The following is a 13,287-nucleotide window of genomic DNA, read 5'->3' as shown; positions in this document are numbered from 1 at the left end:
CAAGCCAATATAAAGAAAAAAGCAACTCATGGAGTTGCTTTTTTTATGCTTATTCGTCTTTGAGTAGGTCTAGATACTTGGCACGTAATTTAGAGAGTTTAGGAGGGATACTAAAATTGCAGTAACCTTGTGATGGATTACGTGCAAAGAAGTTTTGATGATATTCTTCAGCGGGATAAAAGGTCGGTACAGGACTGAGTTCCGTGACAATATTTAACCCTTCTTCTTCGAGTGTTTGAATAACATGTTCGGCTTGCTGCTTTTGCTCATCGTTAAAATAGTAAATGACAGAACGATATTGAGTACCAATGTCATTGCCTTGACGATTTAATGTGGTTGGATCATGTGTCGTAAAAAATACGTTTAACAGTTGGCTATAGTTGATTTGCTGTTCATCAAAATCGATGAGTACTACTTCTGCATGTTGGGTAGTACCTTGGCAAACTTGTTCGTAACTTGGATTTTGCACGATACCGCCCGCATAACCACTCACTACTTTTTCTACGCCTTTCAGTTGTAAAAAAACAGCTTCTACACACCAAAAACATCCACCACCCAATAGTGCTTGTTGCATTAATTTCCCCAATTTTTAATTTTAACAATGCATATAAAGTAAACGATGTCCTTCAAAAGTAAAAGCCTGCCTTGATAATGAGTTTTTACTTTTTGTAGATAACGATTACATTCTTGATTGATTAACTCGAATAAAATGAACCAAAATTTTTCCAGATGAATCTAGTAAACGTAGCTCTTGTCCATGAATTTGATAAGACGCGACATGGTTCAATGCTTGCTTATATTGATTCGCTATCAATTTTATTTCTTGATTAAAACAAGCTATTTCCGTTGATGTCATAGAGTCTAAACGTAAGTAATTTCCTTTGAGTGCATAGTTGCCTTGTATGCGATTACAACCGTCATTGGCAAAGAAGCGATTATTCTTTGCATCAAATTCGATGCTTGGACGTTTACCTGTCAGTGGATTTGTTTCAATACCGATATGATTAATTTTTGTTGCGATCCAAACCTGATTTTCTAATTCAAAATCTTTTTTATATGTTGATGGATTCGATGTGCTAAATGAATGTGTGGTTACGCAACCTGTTGCAGTAATTGATGCAATCATTATGCATGAGGCAAGTAGGGGCTTTAACATAGGCTTCTTTATCCATTCGTTATTTTTTCTATTTTTTAATCAAAACAAAAGTTAGTGAAGCGTTAAGGTTTATTCAGTATTATCTTGTAAAAAGAAGAATTTTTAAATATGCGTTCTAAACTATTGGCTCTGAGGTAATCCTGCTCGAATCGCTTCTGAAAAAGCTTCACTGCTTTGATTCGGTTGTTTTTGATATTGCTCAGCACGAGGATTGATGTGGGCTAAACCATACCACTCTTTCATGGTATAGTTTTGATTAAGAGCTTTTAAATCATATAGATAGTTGGGTAAATATCCCGAAGCCAATAGGCGATAGTCTTTAGGTAAGCGTTGTGGGTTAATCGCCTGTACCATATCAAACACCAGCGTAGTGCAGTTACTGGTCAATGTGTTGTACCATTTTGCCTCAGTGCGTAATTCGTCAGTTTTATGCAGGTATTCAATAAAAAGCGCTTTTCGTTCAGCTTCTGGCATTTTAATTGGGAACAAATAAACTTGTTCATGACGAATATTACTGCGTGTATACACAATATCTTTTTCATCTGAAGCAATAAGGCTGAGTTCATATTTACGAAAAAAACCGCCGATTGCTGAAAATTCTTCGCCATTTTCTTTACGAATTTCAATCGAGAAAACAAGTGGTTTTTGATCAGAGAAATCAAAGCTTAATAGGGTGTGAGCAATTTGTGGTCCCATCCAATAAGAGGCAATGACATTGATCCCCGTAATTTTATTGAGATCAAATGTACGATCCTCCCAATGAACATCGTAAGTTCCATCAGGGTGCCAGTTAAAATTGCGCACATTATGTATGCGAACGATATTATCTTTTTTCTCATAACTAAATTGTTTGGCAACTTCAGGATCCCAGTCCCGATCTTGTCGTGCATCTAGGGAAAAATACCAAATTAATGAGCAAGCAAATGCCGCACAATAGATAAGAATATCAGCACGTCGACTAAAAATATGTCCACTCACGTACACGCCGATTAAGCTTAAAGCAAATAAACACCACAGAATAATGACTATACGAGTAAAGAGCGTGCCTAGTGGTTGTTGAATCCACAAAGCTAAACATAGCCAAATACTTGAAATAACAATGAAGAACGTAAACAGGCTATGCAGAACACCAATCCCTAAAGCGATAAAAAACTCTCGTGATCCAATATTATGCATAGCCATCTATGATCCATTTTTATTTTTGGTAGGTCGCAAACTCAAAAGCTATATTTGATTTCTCATCATGCTGTTGCTCTGAGTTTACTTTTTTAAATTCCGCGGGAATTTTTGGATAATGTGCATCACCTTGTACATCGAGATCAACATTAGTCAGTTCAAGACGATCTGCGATATTCAGCGTTTGAGTAAAAATCTCTCCACCACCAATAATAAATAAAGATGCTTTTTCAGCGTGTTGTGCATCTGTAAGTGCATTATTCAATGCATCTTCAATCGTATGTGCAACTTTTACGCCGTCAAATTGCCAAGATGGGTCACGAGTAATGACCCAATTCACGCGATTAGGAAGTGTGCGACCCATTGATTCAAGGGTTTTGCGTCCCATAATAACCACCCCACCTTGGGTGATTGCTTTGAAATGCTTTAAATCAGCAGAGATATGCCACGGTAATGCATTACCCTTGCCGATACAGTTGTTTTTATCCATTGCTACGACGTGAACAACTTCTACACCTTGCCATGCCATTTTACTATCTCTCTTTAAACTGCTACAGGTGCTTTGATTGCTGGATGTGACTCATAACCTATGATTTCAATATCTTCAAATTTAAAATCAAAGATGTCTTTAATCTCTGGATTTAGTTTTAATTCACATAAAGATAATGGTTCACGGCTGAGTTGTAACTTTGCTTGTTCAAAATGGTTGGCATATAAATGGGTATCACCACCAGTCCAAACAAAATCACCTACACCTAAACCACATACTTGAGCAATCATATGTGTAAGTAGGGCATAGCTTGCAATATTAAAAGGTACGCCTAGAAATACATCGGCACTGCGCTGATAAAGCTGGCAGGACAATTTATTATCTTGAACAAAAAATTGGAATAAGGTGTGGCAAGGCGGTAATGCAACTTTACCTGCTTCGTTTGGATTCCAGCCAGAGACAATCAAACGACGTGAGTTTGGATTAGTTTTGATTTCGTTGATTAGCCAACTGATTTGATCAAAGCCGTTTTGCTGATAAATACCATCTTCATTTTGGGTTGCACCAAAGTTCCGCCATTGGTGTCCATAGACAGGACCAAGTTCACCTTCTGGACGACCAAAACGAGCGGTTTGTTCTGCTGTTGCCCATTCATCCCAAATAGAAACTTTATTGTCTTTTAGATATTGAACGTTGGTATCGCCTTTGAGGAACCAAAGTAGCTCAATCACAATCGAACGAAAGTGTACTTTCTTGGTAGTCAATAGGGGGAAACCTTGAGCCAGATCAAAGCGCATTTGATGACCAAATACTGAACGTGTACCTGTGCCAGTGCGGTCGCCTTTGTCGCCGCCATTGTCAAGGATATGTTGTAAAAGGTCTAAATAGGTACGCATAACTGTCTCTAAAATCGTTTATGAACTTGCAGGCTGAACGAGTTAATCAGTTCGATTTGCTCAATAGGGAATGATACTTGATTATTCCCGCTTATAATATTTCTATTCTTTAAAAATACAAAAAGCGCTTTAAAGCGCTTTTTGTATTTAGGAATTATTATTCAGTAATAAAAGTAACTTTACCATTTTCTAAAGATTTAACACGTGCTAATGACTCCACGCGATAACCTTTTTCGATCAATACATCACGACCTGGTTGGAATGATTTTTCAATCACAATACCTACGCCAACAACTTCAGCATTGGCTTGATGAATAAGATCGATTAGACCCAATGCAGCTTGACCATTTGCCAAGAAGTCATCAATCACCAATGCCTTATCCGATGAACTCAGATGTTTGTTTGAAATAGCAATGGTACTTTCAGTTTGCTTGGTGAAAGAGAACACTTTAGAACGGTAAAGATCATCTTTTAGGGTTAATGACTGGTATTTACGAGCAAAAATCACAGGAACACCAAGTTCTAAGCCTGCCATGATTGCAGGTGCGATACCAGAAGCTTCGATAGTAATGATTTTTGTAATACCTGCATCTTTAAAACGCGCAGCAAACTCTTTACCAATCAGTTGCATTAATACTGGATCGATTTGGTGATTCAAGAAAGCGTCTACTTTCAAGACTTGATCAGATAGAACGATACCTTCATTTAAGATTTTCTGTTCTAAAGCGTACACGGGAGAATCCTCTAAACGGATGCTTATTCAAGCAAAGGCATATTTTAAAAAGCATCTAAAAAAATGCAAGCTAAAATTGACCAGATGGTTAGTTGGTTTTACCGGTATAGCCTGTTAATAATAAGCCATAAGATGATTTTCCATCATTATGTGCCATTTTGACTGGCAAGTAATCAAGTTGAGGTGCTAACCAAAATACGGTGTTACGTTCAGCTTTATCATGTTGCATAACCACTTTGATTGTATTGAATGTTCCATAATTGGTTTTAATTGTTTCTGTGCCTTGTTTGACAAATCGACGATCATCTAATGCTTTTGCATCAGCAATCAAATATTTGGTTTTAAGCGAATTACTTTTTAAATCTTCACGAATTTGTAGTTCAGCATTTAACTCATCCAATGCACCTGCTTGCCATGCAAATGATCGAGCCTTATCATCTTTTTTAGTATTAATAACTTTCGCGCTTGGATTGAAATTAATATTCATGGTGTTGTTGTGGATTAAAATTTTGCTACTACGGCTAAATTTCTGTGAAGTGATTTTGTTATCTACAAAACTAAATTGGCTTGTTTCAGATGCAGAGGCAATACCACCCGCTTTTGCAACAAATTTATAAGTCCAATTGTTTCCCTGTTGAGATAGGGTACGTGTTGCTGAACCGAGGTTCTTATTATTGTAGCTGAATTGATAACTTGCTTGAAATGGAGCCATCGCTAATGCATGACTAGATAGGCTTGCCGCTAAAATGGCAGCAGAACTCACGGTAGCGATACTAAGCACTTTCGATAATTTCTTTGTCATAACACTATATCCTTTGAATGATTTATATCAATGAATCACTCATTTATCATTACGATTTACGGCTATTATGCCTGTAGATTATGAAGAAAAGATCAGGTTTTTTACGTGGCAGTTGTTAATTTTTCGTATAAATCATGCAGATGTGTAACCTTGAAAGTGATATGACTTGATAATTATGCATATCACTTTTGAGCTAGATAGGTTTACCTTTTACTTCTTTCTTTTTGCTCGATCGGAGTGACAATTGTGTCATCTAATAGGTCTTCATCATAATCATCATCGCTAGATGCTGATAACATTGCCGCTAAATTGACATTACCCCAAACGATTAATTCAGCAGGGCGAACTCTGGCACGATTGACATGTACTTTACTTAATGTGTCAATAATGCTCTGTTTTTTTCCAAGCCAACGATTTAAATCGAGATACAGTAATTCATCTTGAACTTTAACTACTTCAAAGTGTTCTAAGATTTTCCCAAGAGGGTCTTCTTCACGGAATTTTTGATAGTACCAAATAGCGAGATAAAAGCCCCATTTCTGAAAAATATTTTTAAATGTTGCCTCAATGACTTGGGTATTACTAATTTGTTCAAAAACCATGAGTTGCACATTTTGATTCATTTCCATCTGAATCAATTTTAGATCAACCGAAAGCGTTGTATACAAACCTTTAACATCTAAGGTTGTGTACAAACGTAGCCACCCATCATAAAGATCTGCATGTAAATCTTGCATGATTTCTACATTTTCAGTGACGTAACGCTCCATTGTCGCGTTCACAAATACTTGTGAAAGTGAAAACTCTCTTTCTTCTTCGATGAAATCTTCGGCTTTTTGGTAAACTTTACGTAGACGTTTAACCACAGATGAAATTAGCGTTTGCATAAAAGCTGTTCCAGAAAGTGAAATGATCTATAGCGGGCATTAAAGCTATAAAAACCCAAATGCAATGTCACAATCTTTGTATTAACTAAAAATAAAATAAATTTCTGACTTGCAGTGTAGCAAAATTAATTGCTACATTTTCATAAAATGATGGTATGGAAACACTGTAACTATAAGTGGATCACATTTTTGTAATTTTTTGAATATTGGTTCTATTTTTTATACGGTGTTACCGTCGGGGATGAGGCATTTTTTGTCGCTTTAATAGCTATGCTAAAGAAAATAAATTTTCGTTCTCACCTGTTACAGTATTGGTGGCAAGATCCAATTTTTGTCGGAGCAGTTGTCTTCGCAATATTCATGCATCTTGTAATACTTACCATCCAATTTGCAATGCCATCACCTTCAGATACCTCAACCAAAGAAATCGCAGTAACGGTTCGGACTAGTTCTGATAAAGTTAAAGATGCAGATTTCTTGGCGCAGGCTGATCAAAAAGGTTCTGGTGAGTTCCGTGAAGCACATCGCATGTCTAGTGATATGCCTTCACCTATGCAAGCAGATGCTACGACCGGCGAAGCTGAACTTGAAAGTTTAGAAAAGATTCAACAGAAAAGAGAATTAAAGTTTGAAGAAAAGGTCTTGATGACCGTTTTAAGTTGGCAAAAACAAGCTGAACAAAGTGAGCGTAAAAAGTCGTTAGATGAATTACAAAGTCAATTTCAAGCGAAAGCGGCAATGGTTGCGAGTTTAGAGGCGCAGTATTTACAACGACAACAAAATTTTAGTCGTAAACAGCGCATTAAAACAGTAGACGGCATTCAAGCTAAACAAGATGCATCTGCTGCATATTTGGATAAATTCCGTCAAAAAGTTGAGTTGTATGGAAATCGTTATTATCCGAATGAAGCCAAGCAACAACGCTTGAGCGGCGAGGTTCGTTTAATGGTGATTCTAAATGCTCAAGGTGGGATTCGTGCAATCCGTTTAATTGAAAGTTCTGGGCATAGCATTTTGGATGAGGCTGCGAAAGCATCGGTTCGTCGCGGTGCGCCATTTGGAACATTTGATGCCACTATGAAAAAAGATATTTCAGAATTACGCATTATTCGGACATGGCGCTTTGATCCAGTAGATGCAGAATTTGAAGTGCATTAATACAGTGTGCTTCATAATCCAAGAAAATTAAAAATAATTTAAAAAATATTAAAAAACAATTATTTGATTTTTGTTTTATGGAGATTATTAATTTTAAATAAAGAAAACAATAGATTAAATTAACTCAACAAAACTTGAATTGCTAATAAAAACGATTATCATTTGCTATATCTTTTTTATTAAATCTCCTTTTGGAAATCAATGCACCCTTCTTAAAATTTTTCGGGGGAATGAGGTGCATGTTTTCAAAGCCGCCCCCTTGCAATAAGGACATATTTCATGCATCAAAATCCATCTTTAAATGTATTTAAAGCACACCCGCTTGTATTGGCAATGGCTGCCATCTTATTACCTTCATTGGCTTTTGCAGAAGGTGATAACAGTAATGAAAATGCAAAATTACCGACGATTGTAGTAAAAGCTGAAAGTGTAAAATCCACTGATTCTTATACAGCAGAAACAGCTTCTACCGCTTTACCTTTAAATCTTGCATTAAAAGAAATTCCTCAATCTGTCTCTGTAGTTACACAGCAACGAATACAAGATCAAGGATTAACGACATTAGTTGAGGTTGCTGAAAACGTAACGGGATTGACTGTAAATCGTTATGAAACGAATCGTGGTGGATTGTATTCACGCGGCTTTGTTATTGATAATTATATTATTGATGGAATTCCAACATCTTATACTTTACCGTGGTCTTCTGGAGAAATTTTCGCAAGTACAGCAATTTATGATCATATTGATATTGTACGAGGTGCAACAGGTCTAACAACAGGAACAGGAAATCCTTCTGCAGCAATCAATATGGTTCGTAAGCGTGCGATAAGCAAAGTGCCTGCCGCTAATATTGAGGTTAGCGGAGGAAGTTGGAACAATTATCGTGTGATGGGCGATATTGCGAATAGTTTAAATGAGTCTGGTTCTTTACGTGGACGGGCTGTGGCGCAATATGAACAAGGCGATAGTTTTACGGATTTGTTGAGTAAAGAGCGTTTGACCGTAATGCTCACGGCTGAGGCTGATTTAACCGACTCAACATTAGTGTCAACAGGTGTGAGCTATCAAGAAGATGATCCGCGTGGTCCGATGTGGGGTGGTTTACCAGTTTTCTTTAGTGATGGTACACGGACAAATCTTAAAAAAGGTACAACAACAACTCAAGATTGGACACGCTGGAATGTTAAATATACCAATTGGTTTACTGATTTAACGCACAAGATTAACGAGGACTGGAATGTCAAATTGTCTTATGCACATGGCAAAAGAGAGGCAGATTCAAAACTATTTTATGTTTCTGGAAATCCTGATAAAACAACAGGCTTAGGGCTATCTGGTTTTGCTGGTTCATATAAAGTGAATGTTGATCAAGATAATGCTACGTTACAATTAGATGGTAAGTTCAATTTGTTTGGTCGAAATCATAAAGTTGTCGCAGGATATCAATACTCAAATCAAGATTTCGAGGCTTTGGGGCGATCTGGTACAACGCAAACACCTGGAAGCATTTATGATTGGAATACTTCTCTGCCAGAGCCTGTATGGAGTAACTGGAGTCCTTCGGAAAGTTATAAAGTTAAACAAAATGCAATTTTTGCAGCTACACAGTTTTCTTTACTTGATCCACTGAAGTTAATTGTTGGTGGTCGAGTAACTGATTATGAAAAGGATTTAGGTTCAACAGCCCCTAAGATTAAATATGAACATGAATTTATTCCTTATGCAGGATTGGTGTATGACATCAATTCCAATTATTCTACATATGTAAGCTATACCAGTATTTTTCAGCCACAGGATGCAAGAGATTTTAATAACAACTATTTAGATCCAATTGAAGGAAATAGTACAGAAATTGGTTTTAAATCATCTTGGTTTGATAATCGCTTAAATGGATCTTTAGCACTTTTTAATATTAAACAAGATAATCTTGCACAAGAAGCTGGTTTGATAGATCGAAATGGAACGAAAGAGGTTTATTATAGGGCTGCAAAAGGTGCTGAAAGCCAAGGTTTTGAACTTGAAGTCGCTGGTCAGATCACGCCAAGTTGGAATGTTACTGCTGGTTATAGCCAATATAAAGCAACAGATGCCAATGATGTTGATATCAATACTCAACTTCCTCGTAAATCGATTCAGACTTATACAACCTATCAGCTTCCAGGTCATTGGGATGCCGTGAGTATTGGTGGTGGAGTAAATTGGCAAAGCAATACTTATGTACTTGCAAGCAATGCACCAGTGGCGGCAAATCCTAAAATTGAGCAAGGTTCTTATGCTTTGGTTAATTTAATGGCAAAGTACAAAATTAATAAAGACTTCTCAGCTCAATTAAACATCAATAATGTATTTGATGAGGGATATTACGGTGTATTCCCTGCATATGGACAGATCACTCAAGGCACGCCACGTAATGCAACATTAACTCTACGTTATCAATTCTAAAAATGGGAAATAGCTGAATTCAGCCATTTTCTATTTAAGATGTGGATAAGTTTGCACTTATTCACATCTTATTTTGATTCGAATAAGCACGTTCAACCTTACAGATTTCAACACTAAAGTCCTGATACCATTTCTCTTTACCCAAGCGCTGGGCCACTTGATGCTCAGCGTCTTGCTGCCAAAGCCTAATATCTTCAAGGCTGTTCCAGTAAGACAGGGCTATTTCAAAACCATTTTCACTACATGCTTCAAATTTGACACAGTTAAATTGGCTTAACGCTTTATTTCTCAGCTTTAGTGCCATTTCTGAATAAGTTGCATCGAGTTGCTTGATTGTGGCTTTAAAAATAACAATATACATAAGGTTTAGGTTTAACTTTCATCAGCTTGATAAGGATTGGCGATACCCATTTTTTTCAGAATCTCAATTTCTAAAGCTTCCATTTCTTCAGCCTCCGCCTCACTGGTTTCATGGTCATAGCCGAGCAAATGTAAGATGCCATGTACCAGTAAATGAGTGAAATGATCAGTTGGTATTTTTTGTTGTTCGGCTGCTTCTTGTAAAACGACAGGAATACAAATCACCAAGTCTCCTAGAGGCTCAGTATCGAGTAAGCTGAGCATTTCTTCAGGAATATCACTTGGAAAAGACAATACATTGGTAGGTTTGTCTTTCTCACGGTATTGCAAATTTAGTTCTTGGCTTTCTGCAATATCAACACATGCAATACCAATTTCACAATCGACGTCAAAACCGACATGACGTAGTGCAGTTTCGATATTTTTTTTGATTTGACCACGTTTAAGTGGTAATTCAGCAGCTTGAAAGTCTTGTTGAAGACTTAAATTGATTTTCAAAATAGATCCTTAAAATCATCCCCCTTATAAAAGGGGGATCGGAGGTTACTTTAAGAGTGTTGCGCATCCGCAGCAGAGTCATTTTCTGCAATTAATGCTTCTTGTTTTGCTTTTCGTTCAGCACGAGCTTCAGCAGATAAACGTTGTTGCTCGTTGTCCCAACCTTCATAAGCTTCAACAATTTTTTGCACCAATTGGTGACGCACCACATCTCGAGAGTGGAAATGAGTAATATGAATTTCATGTACATTTTCAAGTACACGTAATGCCTGCGCTAAGCCAGATTGTTGCCCACGAGGTAAATCGACCTGAGTTACATCACCAGTAATAACAGCACGGGAACCAAAACCTAAACGCGTCAGAAACATTTTCATTTGTTCAGGTGTGGTATTTTGCGCTTCATCTAAAATCACGAAAGAATGGTTAAGGGTGCGTCCACGCATATAGGCAAGCGGAGCAACTTCAATCACTTGACGCTCAATCAGTTTTGCTACTTTTTCAAAGCCCAGCATTTCATAGAGTGCATCGTAAAGTGGGCGTAAATAAGGGTCGATTTTCTGAGTCAGATCACCGGGTAAAAAACCTAATTTTTCGCCTGCTTCAACGGCTGGACGTACCAGTAAAATTCTTTGAATTTCGTTACGTTCAAGCATATCAACCGCAGCGGCAACTGCTAAGTAGGTTTTACCTGTACCAGCAGGTCCCACACCGAAAGAAATATCACTTTGTAAAATACGTTGTACATAACGTTTTTGGTTGGCACCACGAGGATTGATACGACCTTTACGAGTCTGAAAATATACATCCATAGGTGCATCATATTCATCAAGTTTCTCACTGACCAATTCAAAGTTGCGATCAGTTTGTGAGGATTGAATCAGTAGATGTAATAAATCTGCACTGATTTGTGAGGTCATTTCTGATTCTTGAAAGAGCCGTTGCAATAGTGCTTCGGCTCTTTCGACCGCTTCTAGATCACCATCCAAATAAAAGGCATCGCCTCGGTGAGTAATTTTGACATCTAAACGTTGTTCGATTTGTTTTAAATGCCCGTTATACGCACCGAGCATGCTTTTTAAACGTTCCATTGAAATCTCAGGAAACGTTACTGTACGTCGAATCGCTGCAGTCAAGAGAAACCCTTTTTGTTGCTTTGTAGGAATACCCTTACATTACGCCACGTCAGGTTCAAGATTCAAGAGTTCACCATAAACTAAATTTAAAGTTTTGATTTCAGTGATCTCAATCTCCGCGAAACGCCCGATCCACGCTGCGTCACCGACAAAGGTAACTAAACGTGTATTGTCAGCAGTTCCGATTAAAACATTTGGATCTTTATCCGACACTTTTTCAATCAAAACACGCTCAATTTTACCGAGCATGGCATCCGTTTTATCAATACTTGATTGCTTGATCACTTGTTGGACTTGCGCTAGGCGATCTTTTTTCACTTGCTCAGGTGTGCTATCGGGTAAATCCGAAGCAGGTGTACCTGGGCGTTTTGAATAAACAAAACTATAAGAATGATCAAAATCTAAATCTTTAATGAATTGTAAAGTTTCAGCAAAATGCTCATCTGTTTCACCTGGGAAACCGATAATAAAATCGCTCGATAAGTGCATATCTGGACGGACTTTACGCAATTTAGCAATTTTATCGATATACACATCAATGGTATGATTACGTTTCATTGCCTGAAGCACATCGTTTGAACCACTTTGTACTGGCAAATGTAAATGTGAAACCATTTGTGGTAAATCACGATAGCATTGAATTAATTCATCAGAAAACTCAAGCGGGTGAGAGGTGGTATAACGTAAACGTCCAATTCCAGGGATTTCTGCGACTAAGCGAAGTAATTCAGGGAAGGTGCAAATTTCACCTTCGAAGGTTTCACCACGATAGCCGTTGACGTTTTGACCAAGCAAGCTGATTTCACGAACACCTTTTTCAGCTAAACCTGCAATTTCAGCGAGAACATCATCCAGTGGACGAGAAACCTCTTCACCGCGTGTATACGGCACGACGCAAAATGAACAGTATTTAGAACAGCCTTCCATAATCGAAACAAATGCTTTAAAGCCTTCTACACGTGGTTCAGGCAAAAAGTCGAACTTTTCGATATCTGGGAAAGAAATATCAACCAATTTGATTTTTTCTTTCTTTGGTTTCTCAATTTGAGCGTGGTGCTGATCTAACATCTGCGGCAAACGGTGCAAAGTTTGTGGACCAAAAACCATGTCTACATAAGGTGCACGTTTTTGGATATTGTCACCTTCTTGAGATGCAACACAGCCACCGACACCAATTACTAAATCAGGATTTTGTTCTTTCAGTTTGCGCCAACGACCTAAACCACTGAAAACTTTTTCTTGTGCTTTTTCACGAATCGAACAGGTATTCATCAGTAGAATATCTGCATCATTTGGATTGTCAGTGAGCACATAACCATGTGAATCACCTAATAAGTCTGCCATACGGTGACTGTCATACTCATTCATCTGACACCCTTGCGTTTCAATATATAATTTCTTAATTGAAACATCAGCGGTGTGCATTGGCTGGGTAACAGTGTTTTCTGCAGCAGCTTTTATAGCACTGGGAATGAATGTTTGAACCGTCATGCAGGCTCCTAAAACGAGGTGGGTATCAACAAACCGCGAATTATAACAGCATTTTTAATAGAACG

The 13,287-nt window shown here is 37.7% G+C and carries 14 protein-coding genes; 2 read left to right on the top strand and 12 right to left on the bottom strand.

Annotated features, from left to right (window positions below; genetic code table 11):
- Window positions 1-49 precede the first annotated feature (49 nt).
- From msrA to NGC85_RS14385, 8 genes are all read right to left on the bottom strand, one after another.
- Window positions 50-574 carry a peptide-methionine (S)-S-oxide reductase MsrA gene (gene msrA, locus NGC85_RS14420; protein ID WP_005061308.1) on the bottom strand — a complete coding sequence of 175 codons (525 nt, stop codon included), beginning with the start codon at window positions 572-574 and terminating at the stop codon, window positions 50-52.
- A 105-nt stretch (window positions 575-679) separates the two neighbouring features.
- Window positions 680-1,156, bottom strand: coding sequence for an META domain-containing protein (locus NGC85_RS14415; RefSeq protein WP_254732070.1), 477 nt, complete (start codon window positions 1,154-1,156; stop codon window positions 680-682).
- Window positions 1,157-1,276: 120 nt separating this feature from the next.
- Complete coding sequence (locus NGC85_RS14410; RefSeq protein ID WP_254805615.1) at window positions 1,277-2,332, bottom strand: DUF4105 domain-containing protein; 1,056 nt, start codon at window positions 2,330-2,332, stop codon at window positions 1,277-1,279.
- A gap of 19 nt (window positions 2,333-2,351) precedes the next feature.
- The gene (locus tag NGC85_RS14405) at window positions 2,352-2,861 is read right to left on the bottom strand and encodes a dihydrofolate reductase (RefSeq protein ID WP_254732068.1); all 510 of its coding nucleotides are present in this window, start codon (window positions 2,859-2,861) and stop codon (window positions 2,352-2,354) included.
- 14 nt (window positions 2,862-2,875) lie between these two features.
- Window positions 2,876-3,718, bottom strand: coding sequence for a thymidylate synthase (gene thyA, locus NGC85_RS14400; protein ID WP_254732066.1), 843 nt, complete (start codon window positions 3,716-3,718; stop codon window positions 2,876-2,878).
- Between the two features lie 157 nt (window positions 3,719-3,875).
- A complete protein-coding gene (locus tag NGC85_RS14395; protein WP_005061319.1) occupies window positions 3,876-4,451 on the bottom strand; it encodes a xanthine phosphoribosyltransferase in 576 nt (191 codons plus the stop codon).
- 88 nt (window positions 4,452-4,539) lie between these two features.
- Complete coding sequence (locus NGC85_RS14390; protein ID WP_005061321.1) at window positions 4,540-5,253, bottom strand: DUF3108 domain-containing protein; 714 nt, start codon at window positions 5,251-5,253, stop codon at window positions 4,540-4,542.
- 203 nt (window positions 5,254-5,456) lie between these two features.
- Window positions 5,457-6,140, bottom strand: a complete 684-nt coding sequence (locus tag NGC85_RS14385) for a hypothetical protein (RefSeq protein ID WP_254732064.1) — start codon at window positions 6,138-6,140, stop codon at window positions 5,457-5,459.
- A 270-nt stretch (window positions 6,141-6,410) separates the two neighbouring features.
- Between NGC85_RS14385 and NGC85_RS14380 the strand changes: the two genes are divergently transcribed.
- Complete coding sequence (locus tag NGC85_RS14380) at window positions 6,411-7,298, top strand: energy transducer TonB (RefSeq protein ID WP_034710806.1); 888 nt, start codon at window positions 6,411-6,413, stop codon at window positions 7,296-7,298.
- A gap of 279 nt (window positions 7,299-7,577) precedes the next feature.
- On the top strand, window positions 7,578-9,740 hold the full coding sequence (locus NGC85_RS14375) for a TonB-dependent siderophore receptor (RefSeq protein ID WP_254732062.1): 2,163 nt from the start codon (window positions 7,578-7,580) through the stop codon (window positions 9,738-9,740).
- 61 nt (window positions 9,741-9,801) lie between these two features.
- On the opposite strand, the gene NGC85_RS14370 is transcribed toward NGC85_RS14375, so the two are convergent.
- Genes NGC85_RS14370 through miaB form a run of 4 tightly spaced genes read right to left on the bottom strand, consistent with a single transcriptional unit; the run spans window position 9,802 to window position 13,222 of the window.
- On the bottom strand, window positions 9,802-10,101 hold the full coding sequence (locus tag NGC85_RS14370; RefSeq protein WP_254732060.1) for an antibiotic biosynthesis monooxygenase: 300 nt from the start codon (window positions 10,099-10,101) through the stop codon (window positions 9,802-9,804).
- 11 nt (window positions 10,102-10,112) lie between these two features.
- The gene (gene ybeY / locus NGC85_RS14365; RefSeq protein WP_254732058.1) at window positions 10,113-10,598 is read right to left on the bottom strand and encodes an rRNA maturation RNase YbeY; all 486 of its coding nucleotides are present in this window, start codon (window positions 10,596-10,598) and stop codon (window positions 10,113-10,115) included.
- A 50-nt stretch (window positions 10,599-10,648) separates the two neighbouring features.
- Window positions 10,649-11,731 carry a PhoH family protein gene (locus NGC85_RS14360; protein ID WP_254732054.1) on the bottom strand — a complete coding sequence of 361 codons (1,083 nt, stop codon included), beginning with the start codon at window positions 11,729-11,731 and terminating at the stop codon, window positions 10,649-10,651.
- Window positions 11,732-11,770: 39 nt separating this feature from the next.
- Window positions 11,771-13,222 (bottom strand): tRNA (N6-isopentenyl adenosine(37)-C2)-methylthiotransferase MiaB, encoded by a 1,452-nt coding sequence (gene miaB / locus NGC85_RS14355; protein ID WP_254732052.1) that lies wholly within the window; start codon window positions 13,220-13,222, stop codon window positions 11,771-11,773.
- Window positions 13,223-13,287 lie beyond the last annotated feature (65 nt).

Origin of the sequence: Acinetobacter sp. Z1, from assembly GCF_024296945.1 — a bacterium.
Taxonomy (GTDB): Bacteria; Pseudomonadota; Gammaproteobacteria; order Pseudomonadales; family Moraxellaceae; genus Acinetobacter; species Acinetobacter beijerinckii.
The sequence above is the reverse complement of the archived record's forward strand: the minus strand, read 5'-3'. Positions and strand labels throughout refer to the sequence as shown.